The following is a 22,473-nucleotide window of genomic DNA, read 5'->3' on the forward strand; positions in this document are numbered from 1 at the left end:
AATGGTCGTTAGTCGACCATTCTTTTTTTATAGATAAATGCTGTGATTATCCAAGCAAAAATTGACCATACAATGATTGTAACAATCGGGATAATCACATCTGTTGTTGAATAGCTTCCCTCTAAAGCCTCTGCTAATAGTACCAACTGGGAGCTTGGTAACCACTCCATAAATTTCAAAGCTGGGTAAATTGTTGATAATGGTGAAGCATAAGAGCCTAATGGGAAAATTAGAATAACAGGTAGAATAATTATAGATCCTTCCATAATAGACTTCGCAAATAATCCACACAATGTTCCAAGTGCAATATAGAACACAGATGAAAGCATTAAAGCAATAGCTATGATGAATATGTTGGCAGGATTATAGCCCACAAGAAAAATAGTGATTCCCACTACTATCAGTGTAACAATAAAGACAAACAAGCTTTTACCAATTAAAATATCTCCAAGTGAAGCAGGGGAAAGCATTAAATTACGAAGCGTATTTTTTTCTTTCTCTTCAGCAATTAAACAGCATTGTACATAGGCAGTAACCATAGAAAAACCTATATTAATTGGTAGAAAATACTCACTAATAGAAGTGACTCCAGTTTTGTTATAAAAAAATGCTAAAACAAATGGTACAAATATCATAAGAGATACTGCATAGTTCCGTGAAAACTCCTTATAATCCTTCATAAAAATAGCCTGAATACGTGTCATTGAAATGTTCATACTAAATCACTCCCTGTTATTTGCATAAAAATATCACCCAGTGTAGGTTCGTTTGTATAAATACGAGAAACTTCGTTAGATTGCATCCATTTATACAATTTTGATGCATCTTCTGAGCCATTTTGAATAACGGCAACCTCACCATTTTTTAATTCGACTGTGATGGATTCATCGCCGAATTCCTTTTTCAATTCTTTTGGTGAGCCCATTGCACGAATTTTCCCTTTGTGTAAGAAGGCTACACGATCACAAAGTATTTCTGCTTCACTCATATCGTGTGTTGTTAAAAAGATTGTAGTACCCATTTCATTTAATTTACGTAATCCATTATAAATATGCTGTGTATTAACAGGGTCGAGTGCGGAAGTTGGTTCATCTAAAAATAATAAATCGGGTTTATGCATGATTGCTCGTGCAAGTGTTACTCGTTGAATCATGCCTTTAGAAAGCTGACTAACCTTCTTTTTACGCTCAGTGTATAAATTAACAAACTCCAAAGCCTCTTTTACAGCTGTTTTAGATAATTGGTATAAATCACTATATAGAAGTAAGTTCTCCTCGATTGATAACCTAGTATACAAACCACTATTATCTGTTAAAATGCCAAAGCGTTTACGATTTTGGCTTTTTTTCATTTCATTTGCTGGACGACCAAATAATAATACATTGCCATCTGTTTTATCAGTTTGTGCAGTTAGTATTTTAATAGTAGTTGTTTTTCCAGAGCCACTTGGTCCTAGGAATCCAAAGATTTCTCCTTTTTGAATCTTAAAGGAAACATCCTGTAATGCTGTTTCCTTATGAAATATCTTTTTTAAATGTTGAACTTCAATCACTGTGTTCATGTGTTAACCTCCTGTGTGTTGTTGATGTCTACACTATAAACAACAATCAAAAGCACAGCAGTAAATTAAAGGTGAAAGGCAGAAAAATGATCTTTAGTGGAGAGATACTTCATCTGACAGGAGTCGTTTATTTCCTGGGAAATCTCCTAAATTCCGAGTATTTCCTTTAAATCTGCTAGTTTATTTTTCGACAATGGTACTACTGTTTTTTCAGTGCTGTGAAGGGAAAGACTGTAGCTATTACGCGTCCATGTAATGATTTCACGCACCTTTTGTAAATTGACAATATATGAACGATGACTTCTGAAGAAGCCGAATGGTGTCAGTTTCCGTTCAAGTTCATTTAAGGATAATGTACATGGATAAGCTTCACCTGCAACATATACAGAAACAGACCCTTCAACACTTTCTATGTAATCAATTTCTGGAGGATTAAATAAAATGATCTTATCATTCTTTTTTGTTGGAATTTTATCAAGTCGAATTGGTGTATTTTCAATTGAAGGAACAATCGTTTCAGATTCATCATCTTTTACATCTAATGCATGTAAGCCATTTGTATCTAATCTATATATTTCTGTACTCGAAATAATTAAATTTTCCATGTTATTTGATAGCAAAATAATTTTTTTCTGCTGTTTTTGAAGAGCATCCAATAATTGCTGAACATTTTGCTTAGAAAATTCATCAAGATTTTGAAATGGCTCTTCTAACACTTGTATTCGTGCTGGATGGAGAAATGTATGAATTAGTTTTAAACGCTGCTTTTCTCCATTTGAAAGCTTGTCAATTCTTTTGTTTTTTTGCTCCACTAAAGCAAACAACCCTAATAAATCTTCTGTTTTTTTAGAAGGAGCATTAAAAAGCTTTATGCAAAATCGGATGTATTCTTGAACTGTAAGTCGCTCATACAAAGCACATTCACGAAAATGTGTAAAAGCTTCATTGTGTTTCATAAACCAATTCATTAAAGTATGTATTTTAGAAACATCTGTATAAATACCTATAATACTATCAGATTGTAGGGAGAGACGGAAACTTGGATAGATAACATTGCCTCCTTCAATATAAGGGTCAATCATTATTTCCTCATTTTGCTTCATTTTGTTGTCCCCCTTGATATTGTTGGTTTTCTAAAAATTGGATGATATCGAAATGCGCTTGCAAATAGCTTTCATGACAATAGTTCGGATTATAACAATCCATAAAACCATGTAGACCAATAAATTGCTTCGTTTCAACTGCTGGTAATTGCTTAAGCGTTTCCTTTATTTCATGTACATTAAAGCTGCTCTCATTACTAGGGAAAATAACAAGTGTTGGACAAGCAGGTATGACATCAAGATATTGACGAATACGTGATCCATAGACACAAATGACTCTATGTAAGGAGAGAGAGGATAGCCTCCAAGCTAATGTTGCTCCGACACTATATCCTATTAGCACAACCTCATCATATTGCTTCTTCGATTCTAGCAATTTGTGAGTAAGTAGTTTAAGTGGAGCTTCAAACCCAACATTATTGATGAAATGTACATATGCCTCTTGTTCTTGTTTGTAGGTAAATGTTTTATTTTCTGGATATAAAGAAATACACTCAACCTTAGTGCTAGAGTTTTCATATGCTTTAGCTTGCATTTTTATAAAAGCATTAATGCCATATATTTCATGTAGAATAAATACTTTTCTCTTCATTTTGACCTCATTTTGACTTTTTATAATAGTGTACCAAAAAGAAATTATAGTGTATATTTTAGAAAATTTTAGGCTTGTATTTATTATTGTAGAAAAATTATTTTGGGGTAAAAATTAAATATACAAGCTCTGGAAAAATAAAAAATTTTTTGACTTTTTTTATTTTGGGTGGTAAAACTAGCTTTATCTTTTACAAGGAGGATGAGTGGAGTGAAATATCAATCAATAAATGTGAATGGTAGTGAGTTACATTTTGCTGATTACCCAGGAGAGAAAGGTACAATTATCGCGGTACATGGTCTCACAGGTAATCACATGCAAATGCATTATTATGCAGAACTGCTAAAAGATGAATATCGTTTTATATCGATAGATTTAAAGGGGCGTGGCAAAAGTGCTCCTGCTGCGGTAAACACAGGAATAGAGTTACATACACAGGATGTTTTAGCTTTAATAGACGCATTGAACATTGAACAACCAATTTTAATGGGTTATTCAATGGGAGCATTTATCATGGCGAATGTTGCTAGTAAACGTACCGATGTCAAAGGGGTAGTTTTACTTGATGGGGCAGCAACCTGTACGGATCACCAGCGTAAAATTGTTGAACCTTCACTTGGTCGTATTAGTAAGCATTATGAAAATGCCAATGCATATATTCAAGAAATTAAAGAAATCTATGGTCGACTTGGTGTTGAGTGGACTGATCATTTAGAAAATGTAGGTCGTTATGAGATTGCAGAAAAAGATGGTCATTGGGAAAATAAATCTGATGAAGAGAAAATACGTCAAGATTTTCAAAGTTTTTATGCCTATAAACCAGAGGAAGTTTTCAAAAATATAATGTGCCCAGTTCTTTTAATACATTCTACAGGTGAAATTGGCACTATGCCGGCATTATTTTTAGCAGAATCCTATACTGAAACATTGAAAAATGCAAAAAATATTTGGAAATACACATCTAGCAGCAATCATTACACATTAGTCTTTGAAGAAAGAAAAGATGTCAATCCAGTTATTCAATGTTTTTTAGAGAATTTATAAAAAACTATTGCAGATTTTTAAATTTTGTGCAAATAATTAAATAACTAAAATAAATGCCTATCGAGCAGCTATAGAAAAATGACCTTTTTTTATTTTCCCTGCTTGACTGTTGGCTACACTTTTTCTAAATGTGCGGGTAAGTCCGTGCTTTAGGTAAGTGTGGCCTTTTTTTATTCAACCTTAAAAGGAGAGTTACTAGATGACAACAGGCTTAGCGTATTTTAAAAAAGTTTATGGTGTTGTACCTGGATGGGTACAAAAAATGCACGATTATAATCCAGCAATGCTTGATCATTATACTGCGCTTCGAGGTGCAGCGATGGCACCAGGAGCTCTTTCAGTGAAAGAGAAGGATATTCTGCTAGTTGGTATAAATGCCGCAAGATATTATGCACGGAGCATGGTATATCACACAAAGGGGGCTGTAGATGGTGGAGCTACATTAGAAGAGCTAATTGAGTATTTACTTGTAGCCTTTAACTATGGTGGAGAAAGAGCATTACAACTTGGCTTGCAATCCTTTGAATATGCCTTAGAGCTAACAAATATGGATGCAGACAAGATTTCTCATGAAGCATCAGCCATTGATATTGTACGTTACTACAGTACATTCGCTTCAACAGAGAAAAGTGAAGCATATTTTGAAAAATTACTGTCTTTCTTGACAGCAAATGATGAAAACGCTTTAAAGCAAGAACTTCTTAACAGTAATGTGGTATCAACTCAAATGAAATTCATCCTAATGACAGGGATTTATACAGCTACACTACAAAATAAAGAAACAGATGATTGGGCTAAAAAATCGAGGGATGTAGGTGTAGTGGAAGCTGAATTAGCAGAGCTAGGCTATATTTGCCTACTGACAGCGGGCATACCTTCTTGGTTTGAGCTAAGTGATGCCCTTATTCAAAAATAACGGAGTGAGTACAATGAAAATTTATGATTCTGTAGAGCAAGCATTAACATGCGTGAAAAGTGGGCAAACAATTATGGTTGGTGGATTTGGTCTAGTGGGAGGTCCTCTAACATTAATTGATGCTCTTGTGGAATTGGATGTAAATAATTTAACTATTATCAGCAATAATCTAGGGGAAAAAGGAAAGGGTCTCGGTAAATTATTAGAGCAAAAGAAGGTTAAAAAGGCTATTGGCTCTTATTTTACTGGGAATCGGGATGTCGGTGAGGCGTTCCAACGAGGTGAAATAGAAATTGATTTACTACCTCAGGGCACTTTAGCTGAATCAATCCGAGCTGGTGGTGCGGGGATTGGTGGTTACTATACCAAAACTTCCGTAGGGACTGACTTAGCAAAGGGCAAAGAAACAAAAATGATTGATGGTGAGGAGTATGTATTTGAAAGAGCGCTGAAGGCAGATGTAGCTATTATTCGTGCTCATAAGGCAGATAAGTTAGGAAACTTAGTATACTACAAAACTGCACGAAACTTTAATCCTTTAATGGCGACAGCTGCTAGCACTGTAATTGTTGAAGTGGATGAATTAGTAGAGCCTGGTGAATTAAATAGTGATGAAATTATAACTCCGCATTTATTTATAGATCGCATTATTTTAGCGAAAAAGGTTTTAACGAGGGAGGGTGTAGTAGAAAATGATTAATCCAATTCAAGAGCAAATAGCACAAAGAGCGGCAAAAGAAGTACAGGATGGACAAATTATAAATCTAGGTATTGGTATTCCTACATTGGTGGCTAAGTACGTTGACAATAACAACGTCTTCTTCCATACAGAAAATGGAATGCTTGGCGTAGTAGGTGTGGATGAGGAGGATGTTGATCCCAATATCGTGAATGCAGGAAAAATGCCTGTTGGAGAGGCAATTGGTTCTTCCTTTTTCGATAGTGCTGAGTCATTTGGCATGATCCGTGGAGGTCATGTTGATGTCGCAATATTAGGAGTGCTTCAGGTAGATGAACAGGCACATATCGCAAACTGGGCAGTTCCAGGAAAAAATATTATTGGTGTTGGTGGTGCAATGGATTTATTAATCGGAGCTAAAAAGGTCATTGTCACGATGTCCCATACTTCAAAAGATGGGAAAAGTAAAATATTAAAGAATTGTACATTCCCAATCACATCAACAAGAAGCGTGGATACCATTATTACTGAGCTAGCTGTTTTTAAGTTTATTGAAGGACAATTACATTTAGTCGAATTAATGCCAGGTGTTACATTAGAGCAAGTGCAAAAAAGTACAGAAGCAAGTTTTGTAATTGCTTTGAAATAGGGGGAGGAAACATGAGAGAAGTTGTTATTATAGATGGCGTTCGTACAGCTATTGGTAAATTGGGTGGTTCATTAGTCAATGAAACAGCAGATCATCTTGCTGAAAAAGTGATTCGTGGTCTACTAGAACGAACAAAATTAGATTCAGCCATTATTGATGAGGTAATTTTGGGACAAGCCAAGCAAAGTGCTGATCAATCGAATGTGGCACGTGTCGCTTCATTAAGAGCTGATTTACCAATCACTGTACCGGGATATACAGTACATCGTCAATGTGGATCTGGGTTACAGTCCATTAATAATGCTGCCCAACAGATTGCCCTTGGCTACAGTGACATCATTATTGCTGGTGGGACAGAATCAATGAGTACAGCGCCATATTATTTACGTAATGCTCGTTATGGTTATGGTGTAGGAAATGCTTCGATTTTAGATCCGAATACAGAAAGTCAGCCAGGGTCTCAGCCCTTTGAAGTATATGGTATTACTACAATGGGCGAAACAGCAGAAAATTTAGCCGAGAAATATGCTATTACCCGTAATGAACAAGATACCTTTGCTCATCGAAGTCAGGAGCGAACAGCTTATGCTCAGCAAGAAGGATATTTTACAGAACAAATTGTTCCATATGAAGTGAAAAAACGAAAATTAGTGGAGATTTTTAACGTAGACGAGCATCCATTTTTAACAAGTGAAGAGAAGTTAAGTACACTAAAGCCTGTTTTCCGCAAAGGGGGATCTGTTACTGCTGGAAATAGTAGTGGACGTAATGACGGTGCATCTGCATTGTTACTAATGTCCAAAGAGAAAGCATTAGAGCTAGGATATCGACCAAAGGTTAAAATTCTTGCCCAGGCTGCTGCGGGTGTAGACCCAGCAATCATGGGAATTGGTCCAGTCCCATCAACCATCAAAGCTTTAAAGCAGGCGAACTTAACCATTCAGGATATTGATGTCATTGAATTAAATGAAGCATTCGCTGCCCAATCAATCGCAGTAATTAAGGAACTTGGATTAGATATCAATTGTGTTAATCCCAATGGTGGTGCAATTGCAATGGGACACCCAATTGGTGCAACAGGTGCCATTCTAATGACAAAGCTTATTCATGAGCTAGAAAGAACAGGTAAACGATATGGGCTTGTCACATTATGTATAGCTGGGGGCCTTGGTATAACAACTATTGTTGAAAATTGCCAGCTATAAATAAACACCGAGTAATTTTGACTCGGTGCTAGATATTTAGTGATCCTTTTGTATTTTTTCTAGGTATCGTTTTTGAGCAGATTTTAGTGCCACTACAACAGAGCCGCTTGACGGAGCATAATAGTGTTCATCTACACGAGCAATTAACTCGTCAATATTGGCTGTAAGATTAAAGCCAATTAACATACGTTTAAAGAAATCTTGGGCAAGTCCAGTGATAAATGTAAATTCTGCATTAATAATCTGATGAGTTTCTTTATCAATTTCTAACACAATGCCAGCATGTTTGTACATTTCATACATGGATGTGCCTTGGGGAGCTTTTGCATAAGCAGTCACTAAAATACTAGTTAGTTTTTGCAAGGAAATGACCTCCAAAATGGATAGATTGTGATTATAGTTTATCATCTTTTATCGTTTATGAGCCACTTCCCAAAAATTACTTAGTCGTACACAACAAGGGGGAGAATAGTATGGAAAAGTTAACGAATTTTTTCACAAACATCATGAGGAAATATTTGCCGGATCCTTTTGTATTTGCAATTGGGTTAACATTAGTAACATTTATTTTAGCATTAGTTGTTGAGGATATTAGCTTTGTAGATTTAACGACTGCTTGGGGTGGAGGATTTTGGGATTTACTAGCATTCACAACACAAATGGCCGTTATTCTGGCTATGGGTTATGTACTAGCTACAGCTCCCATCACTGATAAATTTTTAAATAAAATTGCTAGTATGGTTCATACGCCTAAAACTGCAATTATCGTGGCAACACTTGTAGGCGGTATTGGTAGTTATTTAAACTGGGGTTTTGGTTTAGTAATTGGTGGGATTATTGCGAAAAAATTAGCATTACAGGTTAAGGGAGTTCATTATCCGTTAATTATTGCCGCAGCATACTCTGGCTTTACTTTTTATGGATTAGGTTTATCAGCTTCTATCCCAATCCTCATTTCAACACCAGGGCATTTTTTAGAGGATTCAATGGGCCTAGTTACACTTTCTGAGACTATTTTCAGTGTACCGATGATTTTAACTACAATTGTTCTCTTAATTACATTACCTTTATTTAATGCGATGCTACATCCTAAAGATCCAAGTAATGTGATTGAAATTGATCCTGAATTATATGCGGATCAGCCTAAAGCAAAGTTAAATCTATTAGAAGAGAATACACTGGCTAATAAATTAAATAATAGCCGTATTTTAGCATATGCAATAGGTATTCTTGGACTCATTTACATTGTTATTTATTTTACAAATGGCAGTTCGCTAAATTTAAATATATTAAACTTCATTATTTTATTCGTGGGAATTATTTTACTAGGTACACCTGCAAGATATGTTGAGCATTTAGCAGATGGTATTAAAACGATTTCAGGGATTGTACTTCAATTCCCATTCTATGCAGGTATCATGGCTATTATGGCTGCTTCTGGTTTAGTAGATACGATTGCCAAGGTATTTGTTGATTTATCAAATGAACAAACATTACCGTTTTGGGGCTTAATTAGTTCCTTCTTTATAAATTTCTTTGCACCATCTGCTGGTGGACACTGGGCGGTTCAAGGACCATTTATGATTGATGCGGCAAAAGAATTAGGAACATCTTTAGCAGAAACGTCCATGTCTGTTATGTTAGGGAATGCTTGGAACGATCTAGTACAGCCGTTCTGGATATTACCAGCACTAGCACTATCTCGTTTAAAGCTAAAAGATATTATGGGCTTCCTTGTCATGATTATGTTCTTTGTTGGAATCATCTATATTATTGCAACTTTAGCTTGGTCATACTTATTCTAGTAGACAGAGAGCCTTTATTTGAAGGCTCTCCAAACAAGGGGGAGTACGAATGTCTATCATGTATCAAGCCATCTTAGTAGAAGGGGCTTTAACAAAAAAGAATAAAGCATTAATAATGGTAGGGTTATTTGCAGCTAGACGTGAAGAAAGGGAAATGATGTATTGTGTAGAGTTAGCAGTTGAAGCAGGGAATAGCGTTGTTGAAATTGCGGAGCTTATTGCATCAGCTATCATTTCAAGAGGTATTCCAACTTGGTTGTCTGGTATAGAGGCGATTGCCTATGCAATTAGTCTTTCAGATGAAAGCACAATCCCTCTAGAGGGTAAGGGTGATGTGACTACATTTTCTTCACAACTGGAATGTATAAACTACTATCAATCAGAGTTTGAGGTTGTGCCGAATTGGATTCAATATTTAATTGAATATGCACCAGATATATTGTTGAAGTATAGCAATCTTCGTACGACTTCTCTACGTGATGGGGCAGTATCACGTTTGTTAAAGGAATTATTATTATATGCCATTAATGTTTGTGATGCATATGACAAGGGGATTTCAATCCATAAAACAAATGCCTTAGTACTTGGAGCAAATGCAGCTATGTTTGACGAGATCAAAGCACTATGTATTTATGCAGTTGGTTTAAAAGCCATTTGGAATGATACTGATAGAAAAGCTTAAAAAGGGGATTTAACCATGAAACGAGTTCTAATCATTGGTGGGGGCTTTATGGGCTCTGCAGTCGCAAGATATTTAGAACAAAATAATGTAAGCGTATTCCTATATGAGCCAGATGTAGAAAGATTACAACAGTTAAAGAAACAGCCTGAATTACAAAACATTACTTTTCTGCATAAACTTGAAAAAATAGATGGCTTAAATTATGTCATAGAAGCCATTATAGAAAATTTACAGGTCAAACAAACTTTATTCGAACAATTAGATTCATTCTTTTCAAAAGATATAACGTTTTGTACCAATACATCGAGTTATCTTATTAGTGACGTTGCAGAAAAAATGGTGCATAAAGAGCGTTTGATAGGAACACATTTCTTTTCACCGGCTCATATTACGCCTTTAGTAGAGGTCATTCCTAGCCCTTATACAGCAATGGAAATAGCAAATGATATAATGCTGTTTTTACAAAGTACCAAGAAGAAACCAGTACTACTAAAACGAGAAATTGAAGGTTTTGTAGCGAACCGTTTACAAAGTGCACTTGCACGAGAGGCAATGTCATTAGTTGAGAGAGGAATCGTTTCTGCCGAGGAGTTAGATTTTATCGCTAAAATGAGCTTAGGCGTTCGCCTAGCGGATACGGGACCACTCGAGCAACGAGACATTAACGGATTAGATACACATTATGCTATTGTCAATTACGTTTACCCAACGTTGGAGAATGGGACAGAGCCTTTAACAATCCATCAAGATAAAATCAATGCGAAGCAATTAGGTATGAAAACAGAGCAGGGTTTTTATAATTGGTCATCCATTGATAAACAACAATACTTAGCAAAAAAGGAAAAGACATTGAGGGATATAATTAATCTAATTCAGTAGTAGCTGTTAAAAGTAGAATAGGGTGTGACCTGAAGATATGGAATATCAAGCATTAGTAAAATGTACATCAGAGAAAAAGGATGTTCAATTTAAAACATATAAAGTTCCAGAATTAAAACACAATGAGTGTTTATTAAAGGTAAATGCGGTAGGAGTATGTGGTAGTGATCTTCATATGTATGATGGCCATGGTGGATATGAATGGGTCAATTATCCATTAGTACTAGGACATGAAGTAACAGGCGTGGTTATGAAACTAGGTGATGATGTTAAATCATCTCTCTTAAATAAAAGAGTAGTTGTTAATCCTTATAAAAGCTGTGGTGTTTGTGACTTTTGTAAGAACGGTGACACAAATTGTTGCGACTTTAATAACTATAAATTTGTAAAAACACCCTCTGAGGCATTGCGTTATGGATTCCGTGAAGATGGCGGTATGGCAGAATATATGGTAGTAGATAGCCATAACATTATTGTTATAGGTGATGCAGTATCCGATCAGGTAGCAGCAATCTCAGAAGCATTGGCAGTAAGTTATACCGCAGTGCTAAAGATTCCAGAGTTTGAGAAGAAATCCATACTGGTAGTTGGACCAGGACCGATAGGATTAGGTGCAGCAGCTATATTAGTTGGGTCAGGAAATAAAGAAGTTCATATGCTAGGCATACTAGAGGATCAAAGCCGCCTACAATTAGCGAAAAATATAGGGGTACAAGCAACGTTCACCTCTTCAAATGAATTTATTGATGATATGTTTTCTGGTTATGATGCGATTATTGATTGTTCAGGTCACCCAACTATTCCTACTGAGGCAATCCGTTTACTCAAGCGAGGTGGACAACTTGTACTTGTAGGTATTAATTCAGTTGAGTTTTCTGTGCCCATGGATCAAATTGTACGTGGTGAGATTATGATTAAAGGAAGCTATGGCATTACACAGGAGAATTACGAAGCTATATTGCAGATGGCAGCAAATCCGAACTTCCCATTCCAACAATTGGTTGCTTGTACGGTACCATTTAAAGACAGCATACAGGGTTTTGAAAGTGCGTTAAATAAGGTAAGTGGCAAGGTCGTGATTGAGTTTAAGGAGGAGATATAGATGAAGATTGTTGATTTAACTTTAGAAATTTATGACGGCTTAGTTTCATACACATCCCATCCACCAATTGCTATTCAAGAGGAATCTACCTTTGAAAACTCCGGTCACCGTTATATAGAACCATGTGAGGGCTTCGAATCACGCTTTTTACGTATGTCGGACCATAGTGGAACACATATTGATGCACCGATACACTTTATTAGAAACGGTGAGTCGACCGCTGAGATGGACTTAACCAAGACATTCGGTGAAGCAGTCCTATTAGATGTATCAACTATTAAAAAGCCATATGAGCCAGTAACAGCAGAGTTGTTAAAACATGCGGAAGTAACACAGGGTATTTCTGTAAATCCCGGTGATATTGTTATTGTGCGTACTCGAACTGAAAAATGGGGAGAGGGGGACTTTTTTGCAGAGCATGCATTCGCAACCTGGGCAGGTGATTGGTTGCTTGAGAAGCAGGTGAAATGTATTGGTCTGGATTTAGCCAATATTGATGTACATGATAATATGAAACGTGAGGTCCATTTAAAGCTGTTAAGTGTACCTATATATATAGTAGAAAACCTAGTCAATCTTGAGCAACTACCTTTACATGATCATTTTACTTTTATGGCATTACCACTTAAATTAAAAAATGCAACAGCCTCACCAGTTAGAGCGGTTGCCTTTCTTAAATAACTAGCACTTTAAGGTCTAGTGAATTATAAACAATTTAAAAAAGAATAAATAAAAGGTCCAAAGTAGTATGCTGATCATTAGCATACTACTTTGGACCTTTTATTTAATCACATCAGACAATGGATAAAAATTTAATTATGGATTTTTTACGACTGATGAACAAAAAAATATAAAAAGAATAGCAAAAAATACATGTACTCTAAAATAAAGATTTGCTATCATTTTATTTGATAATGATTATCATTATCGTATAATGAGTAATATAGAGGATTTATAGCATCTTTAGAGAAATTGGCAAAGGGTGCTTGTATTCATTAAAGAAATTGAAAATAGATAGTAAGGAAAATAAGTTAGCATATTTCATTTATCGAAATATGTTGTGACACAGAGGAAAGGGTGTACGTAATTGTTAGAACAAGAATTATTTGATGTAACTATAATTGGCGGTGGTCCAGCGGGTTTATATTCAGCATTTTATAGTGGTTTACGTGAGATGAAAACAAAGCTTATTGAATCACAGCCTCAGCTTGGTGGGAAAATTCATGTCTATCCAGAAAAAATGATTTGGGACGTTGGTGGCGTAACACCAATTACAGGAGGACAGTTAATTGAACAATTAATCGAACAGGCAATGACCTTCAATCCTTCTGTGTACACAAATGAGAAAGTAACTACCATTTCTAAAAATGAAGAAGGAAATTTCGTTATTACTGCCGAATCTGGCAATATTCATTATTCAAAGACAGTAATAGTCGCTATCGGTGGTGGCATTTTAAATCCTCAACGAATAGAGATTGAGGGAGCAGAGCGATTTGAGGTATACAATTTAAATTATACGATTAAATCCTATGAAAAATTTAAGGATAAGGCTGTTATTATTTCAGGTGGTGGCAATACGGCAGTAGATTGGGCACTGGAATTAATGGAAGTTGCCTCTAAAGTATATTTAACGTATCGCAAGGATACACTTTCTGCACATGAGGCTCAAATTACTGAGCTATTAACTAGCACAATAGAATGTCATTTTAATTCTGAAATTACGAAGCTTATTGCAGACGATGAAGAGGGCATGATTAAAGCTGTTTCCCTAACAAATTATGAAACAGGGCAAGTGAATGAAATTCCAGTTGATGAAGTAGTCATTAGTCACGGCTATGTTAGAGATAAGGAGCTATTGGATAATAGTCCATTAGATATTGAGCGAAAAAATGATTATTTTATTGCTGGAACGATTCATAGTGAATCCTCTATTCCTGGTCTTTATGCTGCTGGAGATATTTTGCAGCATGATGGTAAAATTCATTTAATTGCAGCTACTTTCCATGATGCCCTTCATGCAGTAAATAGTGCGAAAAAATACATTCAACCAGATGCCTCAGAGGGTGGCATTGTTTCCTCACATAATGATATTTTCAAACAACGTAATCGTTTGCTCTTTAAGGAAAGCTTAAAGCGATAAATGTATTATTTTAAAAGTAGGCGAGTATACATCATGGGAGCACTAATAGCTATTTAGTGTTCCTTTTTATTTTTTCAATTTAAGAAAGAAAGGATAAAAAAGCAGTGGAGATGCATGAAGTTATTCATTTATATACAATGGCACCATTAACATTTATTGATGTCATAACAGAAAAAATATCATCTGAAACAGTCCTTACAAAATATAAGACAATGAGTCATGTAGGAGGATTGATGTTTCCGATAAATGGTGAATTTGAAGTAAGAATTGATGGGACAGTTTATGTTTTAGAAAAGGGATATATTATTCATGCTGGTCCTAATTTGCCTATTGAGCGTATTGTTACTAATAATGCAAAGCAAGAGTATGCGGTTATTCATTTTAAGCTACCAGATGAAGCAAGGGCGATGTATCCTCTTTATAATGGGCATTTTACGTTTAAAATTGGCGATAATATGAAACTAATGAGTATGCTACAGCAATTAATACAAAATTATTTTATGCGTAGTAACCTGTCCTTTCTTCAATCGAAGGCTCTTTTCTTAAATATCTTAGAGGAAATTGTGTTATCAGTAAAATTATTGGACTATCAAGATAAAAAAGAAAAGATGTCATCTATTATTGAGTATATGCAGGAAAACTATGCAAATAATATGACTGTTCCTGATATTGCTAATCACTTTAATATAGAGCGCCGTAAGTTTACATATGTATTTGAAAAAAGAATGGGTGTCAGTCCAACAACCTATTTAACAGATTTACGTATTCGAAAATCCAAGCTTTTATTAAGAACCTCGGATTTATCGCTATCGGAAATCTCTGAAAAGGTGGGGTACACAGATTATTTTTATTTTAGTCGTGTCTTTAAAAAGGTTACGGGTTTATCACCTACTGAATTTCGTATGCATATGAAATAACAAGCATCTGATGAAAATTAATTTTCGTCAGATGTTTTTTGCATAAAAAAACATAGCTTTTACTTTTTGGGACAACCTAAGTTAGAAAAAATGGTATGAGGTGATGGCTATGAAAATCGAGAAATCGTCCGAATGGGAAGATGGCTTCATCAATCGATTAAATCATCTTGAGAAATGGGATAGCTGGACATTATATAAGATGAATTATGACATTGTGCAAATGAAATTGATTCCTGAATTTACAGGATTACAGGCAACAAAATATTTACCTAATTTAAAACCACTGACTCATCAACTAGAAGCGGCTAAAACAGTAATTGAACGCATGAATGGGAAAGCAATTCTAGGTGATGAGGTGGGACTTGGTAAAACAATTGAAGCAGGATTGATTTTAAAGGAATATCTTATTCGGGGACTTGTCAAAAGAGCACTTATATTAGCACCAGCCTCTCTAATTAATCAATGGGTGGAAGAGTTAAATAGTAAGTTTCATATTCCAGCTATAGCCTATAAAAAAAATTGTCCAATAGAGCGCTATGATGTACTTATTATGAGTATGGATACGGCAAAGAAGAGCCCACACAGAGAGCGCATATATGAGCAGGATTATGACATGATTATTATTGACGAGGCACATAAATTAAAAAATCATAAAACACAAATATATGAATTTGTACAAAGCTTAAAGAAAAAGTTTTGTCTATTATTAACGGCTACACCCATTCAAAATGATGTTTTTGAATTATATTATCTTATTTCATTATTAAAGCCTGGTCATCTAGGCAGCTATGAAACATTCCAATCTGCCTTCTCGGCTAGTAAGCATGATTTAGAGCATGATGATTATTTAAAAGAATTAGTGAATCAGGTGATGGTGAGGAATAGGCGGGAAGACACTGGCATCGAATGGACACAACGTCAAGTTCAAATAGTGCCGATCCAATTTACGAAGGAAGAGAAGGAAGTATATGATTTGCTCGGAACACTTCAAAATACTGGCTCGTTCACTAAAATTACGTTACAGAAAGAAATGTGTAGTAGTAAAGAGGCAACAGCATTAACGTTATCGAAAATGCTTGAAGACCACCCGGAGTCATCAAAAATTGAAGGTATTCTGGCAAAATTGATGGCTTTAGAAGTAAATACGAAGGCGGAGAAAGCACTAGAAATTATTGAACAAGCACAGGGGAAAGTAATTATCTTTACAGAATATAGAGCTTCGCAGCTGTATTTGCAGTGGTATTTACATTCTAAGGGAATCACGAGCGTACTATTTAATGGGAAATTTAATAAAAGTAAACGTGATTATATGAAGCATTTATTTAAAGAAAGAGCGCAGGTTCTTATTGCAACAGAGGCAGGTGGTGAGGGGATAAACCTGCAATTCTGTCATCATGTCATTAATTATGATTTGCCATGGAATCCTATGAAATTAGAGCAACGTATTGGCCGAGTTCATCGTTTAGGACAGGAGCATGATGTGCATATTTATAATCTTGCTATTGAAAATACGATTGAAGAAAATATCTTAGCATTATTGCATACGAAAATTGATGTTTTTGAAAAAGTAGTAGGGGATTTAGATGCCATTTTAACAAACTTTAAAGAATCTGTCTGATGTAGGAGGAAAAGCTATGTATCCACAGCAAGTTCATAGTTACTTACGAGAGTTTTTTACCGAGAATGATTGTACTATTTTGAATGAGGATCGTCATTATCTTACTGTTCAATTAACAGTAGATATTGATAAAAAAATTATGAACAGGCCTTTTTATTGGCAATATATAGAGGCGACAAATAGTGAGCCAAATCCTGCACAAGTAACATTTATCACAAATCAAACAACATCTGCTACGAATCTATATGGTGAGGCCATTCATTTCGGTTCTCCAAGACTCAATCAGGTTTTTCAAGCAACTAGAGAGCTAGGGGCTTATGTGGAGATGTATGAGGTGGTTGATCCGACAATCGGGCAGGCTATCTTAACACCGTGGTTAGGCATAAATTATAAAGTATCATATTGCTGTGATCGAACTAAGGAAATGCTCTACTCCTTTGGCATAAATCTCTTAACAGGGGTTATTAAAAAGAATTTTCAAGAAGCCTTATGTAAAACGGCGCTAGATACAGCTCCAGGAGATAATGTTTTTCATGTGCAACACATTATTAAGCCGATTCGAGCATTGCAAAGACTAGATGCAGCCATTGATGCACTCATAGAACAAGATGATCATTCATGGGCTTCAGAAGCAAAAAAGAGATGGCAGCGTGATCAACGAGTTTTAGATTATTTTTACGAGGATATTGATGACAAGCCAGAATGCTATGCTATAGAAGTAAAAGCGTTAGAGGAACAATATGAGACAAAGATTAAAATAGAAATCATTAATGGTGGGTTATTTTATCTATATTGAGTAAGAGCTGTCTAAATAGAGTAGACAGCTCCGTACTACTTTATTCTTCCACCATGTTTTGTAGCTGTGCCAGTTTATTATCCCAGAATAAATCAAAGTACTGTAACCAATCCTCTAGCTCCTTCAGCTTCTCAACATGCAGTGTATAAATTTTTTCTCGTCCCTTTTTCTGAGACGATACGAGCTCCGCTTGCTCTAAAATAGTTAAATGCTTAACGACAGCGGTACGACTAATCGTAAAATTTTCAGCAATTAGTGAGATCGGTTTATTACTTAAGGCAAGCAGCTGAAGGACATGACGTCTTGTCGGATCAGCGATTGCTTGAAAGACATCATACTTTACTGCAGGCTGCGTCATTGTGATTCTACAGTTTCTTTTAATTTTTGATTAACAATCATTGTCCAGCCACCATCCATATTTTTACGAACAGCTTCAGCTGGTATATTCGCTTTTGGAATAATATGTGATGCTTCCTTCCAGCCACCGTGTGTTAACGTAAATTCTGTTTGCTCACCAAGCTCTTTTAGCTCAAATGTAACAAACCAGCCATCAGTATCCCAAACGAAACGTACAAAATAGGGAGCATTCACTTGCTCCACTTTACATGGTGAAGGACCAAATGGAGATTGAATCGTAAATTCATGCCCTTCAGTTGGCTTAAAATCATTTGGCATTAGCCACGTAGCTATCTTTTCAGCATCTGTAACTGACTCCCACACCTTTTCAATTGGTGCATTAAGTTTAATTATCTTCACAATATTTTCTAGCTTTTCAGTCATTTCCACATAACTCCTTTTTAAAAATACAACCATAAGGTGTTATAAATATATAACACCTTATGGTTGTATGTCAATTGATTTATGGAACATCCTTTTAATATGATTCGCATCTTTTCAAAAATGGATACTTAATTTATTTGCTCTATTTAAATTGCTTATGAATAATCATGTTGACTAGATTCAAAGTGTACCATTGAATGTATATCCTTTTACTTTACAATAGAAAAATGGATTGGATTTCATAATAAATGACCTTTTCTATAATATTGTCCTTATGGTAGAATTATTTTTATAATTTTCAGACGAAAGAGGAGGGCTTGAAATGATGAACATATCAGTCTTTTTGATAATGTGTATTTTATTAATTATCTTACCAGGTCCAGATACGGCAATAGCCACGAAAAATACACTTACTGTAAGTCGAAAGGGAGGCTTACAAACTTTACTTGGTTCCTGTTGTGGATTATTAATTCATACCTTTGCAGCGGTGATTGGCTTGTCCGCCATTATTGTGAAGTCCGCCTATGTGTTTTCCATTTTGAAGTATGTTGGGGCGGTGTATTTATGCTATTTAGGTGTCAAAACATTATGGACTTTACGGACAATCCGCACGCAATCTCCTGTAGTTCAAGATGAAACGGCAATTGATCATAAATACGCACAGCAATCTTGCTTTAAGCAAGGCTTTCTTACAAATGTTACTAATCCTAAGGTGGCCGTATTTTTCCTAACATTTTTACCTCAATTTGTAGATGGCACGAGCGGTACATTCATGCCGTTTCTTATAATGGGGCTAATATACACTGCTTTAACAGGAATTTGGTTTGTGTTCTATGTTTACTTGTTGGATAAAATTAGTGCATTTATGAAAAAGCCAACTACAAAGGCTGTCATAGAAGGATTAACTGGCATTGTGTTAATTGGCTTTGGTATTAAACTAGCATTAGAAAAATCTCATTGATTAGAAAGAAAAGGTCGATTTGCCACAAAAAATGTGTTGTAAATCGACCTTTTTAGTATTTGAATCAGCTATTCATGGAGATTAATAGCCTTATTGTTCCAATAAATTTGCATAGCCTGACCAAGCCATATTTCCTCCTCAGGTGATAGAGGCGAGGGGAAGAGTTGTATATCCTGCTCTATTTTAATATCTTCATCATTTACATTTTCGACAAGCTCAATAGCACCTGGGTATAACTCAAGAGATAGATCAAAATACTGTTCCAATAGCGCCTGAACGTTTGGATTAGCTGGATCCTGACCATATGCTGCCTTCAGCTGACTAAAAAGCTCAGCCATTTCAAGGTTTAGCTCCTTAAGCTTTATCTCAGGGACTTTAAACATGTTCTCGACCATTTCTTTTGGAAAATAATTGGACAGCCATTCTTTCTGTTCCTCTTCCTTATGTATATTATGAATAAGCATCATAAAGATATTAGCGTCCATAGTGCCTTGATCTTCCGTTATATATAAGGCATGGTCTAGGGCACGAATGACTTGTTGAAGATGTTCCTTTTTTTGAAGCATTTCTTGCTTTTGAAATTCAAGTGATTCTTTTAAATCCCATTCTTTTAAATGGATTAATGCATGAATTTTTTCTAATGGATAGCCTAAAAATTTCAAGGATACGACTTTTTGAAGCTGTATAATATTTTCATCTGAGTAAAATCTTCTGCCAGTTGTAGAGATAAAGGATGGTTTTAATAAATCAATTTCATCGTAATAATGCAAAGTTCGAATGGTCATGCCTGTTTTTTTTGCAAACTCTCCAATTGAATATTGAGTGGACATTATTTTACCTCCCTATTACATGTTACCTTTATTGTAAAAGCTAACGTAACGTGAGAAGCAAACTATTTTTTAGGCTTTACAATATTGGTGAGCAGAAGGTGTTTAAGACGCTCTTCTAATACTTTCTTTTTTTCTTGACGTTTTTTCCTAATGTGTATTGTTGTTGAAACAACGAATACGCCGATAATTATTACAATAATCGTGATGCAAAAAATAAGCATATAAAAAATCCTTTTACTATTTTCTGGTAGTGCTGAAATTTCTTATTTCATACTCACATAGGGCAACTCACGACTAACAAAAATTCGATTACTAATAACAAAGGTTAAAAGCATTTTTAAAGGAATGACCTTCTTCAGTCCATGTTGTTCAATGACTATTTTAGAAAATTGTAAATTCGTTATTTTGTTAGCTAATGTGTATTCCTGTGCATTTGTAATGGCTTCTCCATCAGATCGGCTGCCTAAAACAAAGTTACCAGCAACAGAATGCTGTAAAACATTTGGATGCTTCGAGTGGTAATGTACCTCAACGATGTTATCCTCATTATTTATAAAATCATGAGCTACTAAATAATTTTTCAGAGCCCCTTTTAAATCTATTGCAATAACGGTATCACCTAAGATCGTTCTAAAGTATACATTTACAATTTTGGAGTTGCCGATGAACGGCTTTACTTCAACAGAGATTTCCCCTGAAGGCATTACAGCCACCTTTACAATTGCTTCGTGTATTCCATCTGTTAATGTAATATCGGTTCTACCAGAGCCCATACTTTTGAAAAATAACCGGTTGCCTACAATATATCCTACAGCAACATCACTGTTCTCAATTTGTAGCCATTTTGCTTCTAAGCCTAAAACATCTTCACAATTCTGTAGTTCATAAATGTGGTGCTGAAAAGTTAGTCCAAAATTATGCCTATTAACAATTCGATTTTCAAGCAATTGCTTCAGCATCTGCTACATCTCCAATCTTTGATAAATTATGACAAAAATCTTAATTCATTATAGGAAATATAACTCTCAAAAAACTCTCAACTTATCATTTCTTGGTATAAAGTATTAGATTTACATAGAATTTCAATCTATTTAAATGTTTTGTAGTATGAATGGTATTGGTTATATGAAGGGAACAACATTGTAAGTTGTGCGAGTTTTAAGCGATATTCCTCCTCCTTCACATAAGTAAGCCTTATAAAAAGGGTTTGTGTAAGACAAAGAGAATTTATTATTAATAAGGAAACACTGCAATTTTTTTATAATAAATTAGAATAAATAGGGAGCTTACAATATGGAATTAAGAGATTTAAAAGCATTTATGGCGGTTGTTGAACATGGGAGTTTTACAAAGGCCGCTAGTGAATCCTTTGTTTCACAGCCTTCTTTAAGTAAAAGCATAAAAAAATTGGAGGAAACCCTGCGAGTAGAATTGTTAAACCGCTCTACACGCCATGTTGAGTTAACAGACGCAGGAAGTATTGTCTATAAACAGGGTCAAAAAATAATGCGCTCTGTACTAGATTTACATATTTTATTGGATGATTTATTGAATATTAAGACAGGTGCAATTAAATTAGGCATTCCACCACTGATTGGCACACTATTTTTCCCTGAAATGGCAAGAAAGTTTCATATGCAATATCCAAAGGTACATCTAGAACTTGTAGAACGGGGAGCTAAAATGATTGGCACACTCGTAGAAAATGGCGAGGTGGATATAGGAATTGTCGTATTGCCTACAGATGAACGAAAATTTTCTGTCCAACCCTTTGTAGAAGATCAATTTTTTGTATTTATTAATGATTCTCATCCACTAGCACGGCAGAAGTATATTCAATTAGAGGATTTAAAAAATGAGACATTTATTATCTTTACGGAGGAATTTACACTACATGATTACGTCATTAATACATGTAAGACTGTTGGATTTACACCAATCATCGGCTATAAAAGCTCACAATGGGATTTAATTGTAGAGCTTGTATCTTCAAATTTAGGTATTACACTTTTACCCTATTCAATCGCAGCTAAGCAAACAAATAAAAACGTAAAAATTATACCTTTAAATGATTTTGATATGCCATGGCGTTTAGGCGTTATTACAAAAAAGAATACATATCAATCTTTTGCATTGAAGCAATTACTAAGAAGTATTAGTAGTGAAGAGGTAAAGATAAATAATAAATGATTTATGCATTTTTGGAATAAGTGA

General features: G+C 35.2%; 25 protein-coding genes. 16 read left to right on the forward strand and 9 right to left on the reverse strand.

What is annotated here, in order from left to right; genetic code table 11:
* Window positions 1–8: 8 nt before the first annotated feature.
* The 4 genes from AC1RNS_RS15990 to AC1RNS_RS16005 form a co-directional block, all read right to left on the reverse strand.
* The gene (locus tag AC1RNS_RS15990) at window positions 9–716 is read right to left on the reverse strand and encodes an ABC transporter permease (RefSeq protein ID WP_492994047.1); all 708 of its coding nucleotides are present in this window, start codon (window positions 714–716) and stop codon (window positions 9–11) included.
* Window positions 713–1,561 carry an ABC transporter ATP-binding protein gene (locus AC1RNS_RS15995; protein WP_492994049.1) on the reverse strand — a complete coding sequence of 283 codons (849 nt, stop codon included), beginning with the start codon at window positions 1,559–1,561 and terminating at the stop codon, window positions 713–715. Before AC1RNS_RS15995 ends, AC1RNS_RS15990 begins: the two co-directional genes overlap by 4 nt.
* Before the next feature lie 146 nt (window positions 1,562–1,707).
* Window positions 1,708–2,664, reverse strand: a complete 957-nt coding sequence (locus tag AC1RNS_RS16000) for a LytTR family transcriptional regulator DNA-binding domain-containing protein (RefSeq protein ID WP_492994050.1) — start codon at window positions 2,662–2,664, stop codon at window positions 1,708–1,710.
* Window positions 2,651–3,256 (reverse strand): dienelactone hydrolase family protein, encoded by a 606-nt coding sequence (locus tag AC1RNS_RS16005; protein ID WP_492994052.1) that lies wholly within the window; start codon window positions 3,254–3,256, stop codon window positions 2,651–2,653. The genes AC1RNS_RS16000 and AC1RNS_RS16005 overlap by 14 nt, the downstream gene beginning before the upstream one ends.
* A 201-nt stretch (window positions 3,257–3,457) precedes the next feature.
* Between AC1RNS_RS16005 and AC1RNS_RS16010 the strand changes: the two genes are divergently transcribed.
* From AC1RNS_RS16010 to AC1RNS_RS16030, 5 genes are all read left to right on the forward strand, one after another.
* Window positions 3,458–4,300, forward strand: coding sequence for an alpha/beta fold hydrolase (locus AC1RNS_RS16010; protein WP_492994054.1), 843 nt, complete (start codon window positions 3,458–3,460; stop codon window positions 4,298–4,300).
* 199 nt (window positions 4,301–4,499) lie between these two features.
* The gene (locus AC1RNS_RS16015) at window positions 4,500–5,216 is read left to right on the forward strand and encodes a carboxymuconolactone decarboxylase family protein (protein WP_492994055.1); all 717 of its coding nucleotides are present in this window, start codon (window positions 4,500–4,502) and stop codon (window positions 5,214–5,216) included.
* Between the two features lie 13 nt (window positions 5,217–5,229).
* On the forward strand, window positions 5,230–5,916 hold the full coding sequence (locus AC1RNS_RS16020) for a CoA transferase subunit A (protein WP_492994057.1): 687 nt from the start codon (window positions 5,230–5,232) through the stop codon (window positions 5,914–5,916).
* Entirely contained in the window at window positions 5,909–6,544 is a 636-nt protein-coding gene (locus AC1RNS_RS16025) for a 3-oxoacid CoA-transferase subunit B (protein ID WP_492994059.1), read from the forward strand. Before AC1RNS_RS16020 ends, AC1RNS_RS16025 begins: the two co-directional genes overlap by 8 nt.
* Window positions 6,545–6,555: 11 nt before the next feature.
* The gene (locus AC1RNS_RS16030; protein WP_492994061.1) at window positions 6,556–7,749 is read left to right on the forward strand and encodes a thiolase family protein; all 1,194 of its coding nucleotides are present in this window, start codon (window positions 6,556–6,558) and stop codon (window positions 7,747–7,749) included.
* Between the two features lie 36 nt (window positions 7,750–7,785).
* Here the strand turns inward: AC1RNS_RS16030 and AC1RNS_RS16035 are convergent, their stop codons facing one another.
* Window positions 7,786–8,112: a DUF3870 domain-containing protein gene (locus AC1RNS_RS16035; RefSeq protein ID WP_492994063.1), complete on the reverse strand. Its 327-nt coding sequence runs from the start codon at window positions 8,110–8,112 to the stop codon at window positions 7,786–7,788.
* A gap of 110 nt (window positions 8,113–8,222) precedes the next feature.
* On the opposite strand from AC1RNS_RS16035, the gene AC1RNS_RS16040 reads away from it, so the two are divergent.
* The 9 genes from AC1RNS_RS16040 (at window position 8,223) to AC1RNS_RS16080 (ending at window position 17,688) form a co-directional block, all read left to right on the forward strand.
* Window positions 8,223–9,554: a short-chain fatty acid transporter gene (locus tag AC1RNS_RS16040; RefSeq protein ID WP_492994064.1), complete on the forward strand. Its 1,332-nt coding sequence runs from the start codon at window positions 8,223–8,225 to the stop codon at window positions 9,552–9,554.
* Between the two features lie 49 nt (window positions 9,555–9,603).
* A complete protein-coding gene (locus AC1RNS_RS16045) occupies window positions 9,604–10,236 on the forward strand; it encodes a carboxymuconolactone decarboxylase family protein (RefSeq protein ID WP_492994066.1) in 633 nt (210 codons plus the stop codon).
* 15 nt (window positions 10,237–10,251) lie between these two features.
* Window positions 10,252–11,115: a 3-hydroxyacyl-CoA dehydrogenase NAD-binding domain-containing protein gene (locus AC1RNS_RS16050; RefSeq protein WP_492994067.1), complete on the forward strand. Its 864-nt coding sequence runs from the start codon at window positions 10,252–10,254 to the stop codon at window positions 11,113–11,115.
* Window positions 11,116–11,152: 37 nt separating this feature from the next.
* Window positions 11,153–12,217 (forward strand): zinc-dependent alcohol dehydrogenase, encoded by a 1,065-nt coding sequence (locus AC1RNS_RS16055; RefSeq protein WP_492994069.1) that lies wholly within the window; start codon window positions 11,153–11,155, stop codon window positions 12,215–12,217.
* Window positions 12,218–12,898 (forward strand): cyclase family protein, encoded by a 681-nt coding sequence (locus tag AC1RNS_RS16060; RefSeq protein WP_492994071.1) that lies wholly within the window; start codon window positions 12,218–12,220, stop codon window positions 12,896–12,898.
* A gap of 406 nt (window positions 12,899–13,304) precedes the next feature.
* On the forward strand, window positions 13,305–14,357 hold the full coding sequence (locus AC1RNS_RS16065) for an NAD(P)/FAD-dependent oxidoreductase (RefSeq protein WP_492994072.1): 1,053 nt from the start codon (window positions 13,305–13,307) through the stop codon (window positions 14,355–14,357).
* A gap of 110 nt (window positions 14,358–14,467) precedes the next feature.
* Complete coding sequence (locus AC1RNS_RS16070) at window positions 14,468–15,274, forward strand: AraC family transcriptional regulator (RefSeq protein ID WP_492994160.1); 807 nt, start codon at window positions 14,468–14,470, stop codon at window positions 15,272–15,274.
* Window positions 15,275–15,377: 103 nt separating this feature from the next.
* Window positions 15,378–16,892: a DEAD/DEAH box helicase gene (locus AC1RNS_RS16075; RefSeq protein ID WP_492994073.1), complete on the forward strand. Its 1,515-nt coding sequence runs from the start codon at window positions 15,378–15,380 to the stop codon at window positions 16,890–16,892.
* 16 nt (window positions 16,893–16,908) lie between these two features.
* Entirely contained in the window at window positions 16,909–17,688 is a 780-nt protein-coding gene (locus tag AC1RNS_RS16080) for a YqhG family protein (protein ID WP_492994075.1), read from the forward strand.
* A 40-nt stretch (window positions 17,689–17,728) separates the two neighbouring features.
* On the opposite strand, the gene AC1RNS_RS16085 is transcribed toward AC1RNS_RS16080, so the two are convergent.
* Together AC1RNS_RS16085 and AC1RNS_RS16090 are read right to left on the reverse strand one after the other, a co-directional pair.
* Window positions 17,729–18,046 (reverse strand): ArsR/SmtB family transcription factor, encoded by a 318-nt coding sequence (locus tag AC1RNS_RS16085; RefSeq protein ID WP_492994077.1) that lies wholly within the window; start codon window positions 18,044–18,046, stop codon window positions 17,729–17,731.
* A complete protein-coding gene (locus tag AC1RNS_RS16090) occupies window positions 18,043–18,468 on the reverse strand; it encodes an SRPBCC family protein (protein ID WP_492994079.1) in 426 nt (141 codons plus the stop codon). Before AC1RNS_RS16090 ends, AC1RNS_RS16085 begins: the two co-directional genes overlap by 4 nt.
* Before the next feature lie 322 nt (window positions 18,469–18,790).
* Between AC1RNS_RS16090 and AC1RNS_RS16095 the strand changes: the two genes are divergently transcribed.
* On the forward strand, window positions 18,791–19,429 hold the full coding sequence (locus AC1RNS_RS16095) for a LysE family translocator (protein ID WP_492994081.1): 639 nt from the start codon (window positions 18,791–18,793) through the stop codon (window positions 19,427–19,429).
* A gap of 68 nt (window positions 19,430–19,497) precedes the next feature.
* Here the strand turns inward: AC1RNS_RS16095 and AC1RNS_RS16100 are convergent, their stop codons facing one another.
* Window positions 19,498–20,259, reverse strand: coding sequence for a MerR family transcriptional regulator (locus AC1RNS_RS16100; RefSeq protein WP_492994082.1), 762 nt, complete (start codon window positions 20,257–20,259; stop codon window positions 19,498–19,500).
* 263 nt (window positions 20,260–20,522) lie between these two features.
* Window positions 20,523–21,218, reverse strand: coding sequence for a hypothetical protein (locus tag AC1RNS_RS16105; protein ID WP_492994084.1), 696 nt, complete (start codon window positions 21,216–21,218; stop codon window positions 20,523–20,525).
* A 334-nt stretch (window positions 21,219–21,552) separates the two neighbouring features.
* On the opposite strand from AC1RNS_RS16105, the gene AC1RNS_RS16110 reads away from it, so the two are divergent.
* Window positions 21,553–22,449: a LysR family transcriptional regulator gene (locus tag AC1RNS_RS16110; RefSeq protein ID WP_492994086.1), complete on the forward strand. Its 897-nt coding sequence runs from the start codon at window positions 21,553–21,555 to the stop codon at window positions 22,447–22,449.
* Window positions 22,450–22,473 lie beyond the last annotated feature (24 nt).

It is taken from the genome of Lysinibacillus sp. GW821-FHT14F06 (assembly GCF_058803665.1).

Excerpts from the sequence above, each read along its gene's own strand:
- AC1RNS_RS15990 (WP_492994047.1), bottom strand. The coding sequence starts at position 716 with ATGAACATTTCAATGACACGTATTCAGGCTATTTTTATGAAGGATTAT.
- AC1RNS_RS15995 (WP_492994049.1), bottom strand. The coding sequence starts at position 1,561 with ATGAACACAGTGATTGAAGTTCAACATTTAAAAAAGATATTTCATAAG.
- AC1RNS_RS16000 (WP_492994050.1), bottom strand. The coding sequence starts at position 2,664 with ATGAAGCAAAATGAGGAAATAATGATTGACCCTTATATTGAAGGAGGC.
- AC1RNS_RS16005 (WP_492994052.1), bottom strand. The coding sequence starts at position 3,256 with ATGAAGAGAAAAGTATTTATTCTACATGAAATATATGGCATTAATGCT.
- AC1RNS_RS16010 (WP_492994054.1), top strand. The coding sequence starts at position 3,458 with ATGAGTGGAGTGAAATATCAATCAATAAATGTGAATGGTAGTGAGTTA.
- AC1RNS_RS16015 (WP_492994055.1), top strand. The coding sequence starts at position 4,500 with ATGACAACAGGCTTAGCGTATTTTAAAAAAGTTTATGGTGTTGTACCT.
- AC1RNS_RS16020 (WP_492994057.1), top strand. The coding sequence starts at position 5,230 with ATGAAAATTTATGATTCTGTAGAGCAAGCATTAACATGCGTGAAAAGT.
- AC1RNS_RS16025 (WP_492994059.1), top strand. The coding sequence starts at position 5,909 with ATGATTAATCCAATTCAAGAGCAAATAGCACAAAGAGCGGCAAAAGAA.
- AC1RNS_RS16030 (WP_492994061.1), top strand. The coding sequence starts at position 6,556 with ATGAGAGAAGTTGTTATTATAGATGGCGTTCGTACAGCTATTGGTAAA.
- AC1RNS_RS16040 (WP_492994064.1), top strand. The coding sequence starts at position 8,223 with ATGGAAAAGTTAACGAATTTTTTCACAAACATCATGAGGAAATATTTG.
- AC1RNS_RS16045 (WP_492994066.1), top strand. The coding sequence starts at position 9,604 with ATGTCTATCATGTATCAAGCCATCTTAGTAGAAGGGGCTTTAACAAAA.
- AC1RNS_RS16050 (WP_492994067.1), top strand. The coding sequence starts at position 10,252 with ATGAAACGAGTTCTAATCATTGGTGGGGGCTTTATGGGCTCTGCAGTC.
- AC1RNS_RS16055 (WP_492994069.1), top strand. The coding sequence starts at position 11,153 with ATGGAATATCAAGCATTAGTAAAATGTACATCAGAGAAAAAGGATGTT.
- AC1RNS_RS16060 (WP_492994071.1), top strand. The coding sequence starts at position 12,218 with ATGAAGATTGTTGATTTAACTTTAGAAATTTATGACGGCTTAGTTTCA.
- AC1RNS_RS16070 (WP_492994160.1), top strand. The coding sequence starts at position 14,468 with ATGCATGAAGTTATTCATTTATATACAATGGCACCATTAACATTTATT.
- AC1RNS_RS16075 (WP_492994073.1), top strand. The coding sequence starts at position 15,378 with ATGGCTATGAAAATCGAGAAATCGTCCGAATGGGAAGATGGCTTCATC.
- AC1RNS_RS16080 (WP_492994075.1), top strand. The coding sequence starts at position 16,909 with ATGTATCCACAGCAAGTTCATAGTTACTTACGAGAGTTTTTTACCGAG.
- AC1RNS_RS16085 (WP_492994077.1), bottom strand. The coding sequence starts at position 18,046 with ATGACGCAGCCTGCAGTAAAGTATGATGTCTTTCAAGCAATCGCTGAT.
- AC1RNS_RS16090 (WP_492994079.1), bottom strand. The coding sequence starts at position 18,468 with ATGACTGAAAAGCTAGAAAATATTGTGAAGATAATTAAACTTAATGCA.
- AC1RNS_RS16095 (WP_492994081.1), top strand. The coding sequence starts at position 18,791 with ATGATGAACATATCAGTCTTTTTGATAATGTGTATTTTATTAATTATC.
- AC1RNS_RS16100 (WP_492994082.1), bottom strand. The coding sequence starts at position 20,259 with ATGTCCACTCAATATTCAATTGGAGAGTTTGCAAAAAAAACAGGCATG.
- AC1RNS_RS16105 (WP_492994084.1), bottom strand. The coding sequence starts at position 21,218 with ATGCTGAAGCAATTGCTTGAAAATCGAATTGTTAATAGGCATAATTTT.
- AC1RNS_RS16110 (WP_492994086.1), top strand. The coding sequence starts at position 21,553 with ATGGAATTAAGAGATTTAAAAGCATTTATGGCGGTTGTTGAACATGGG.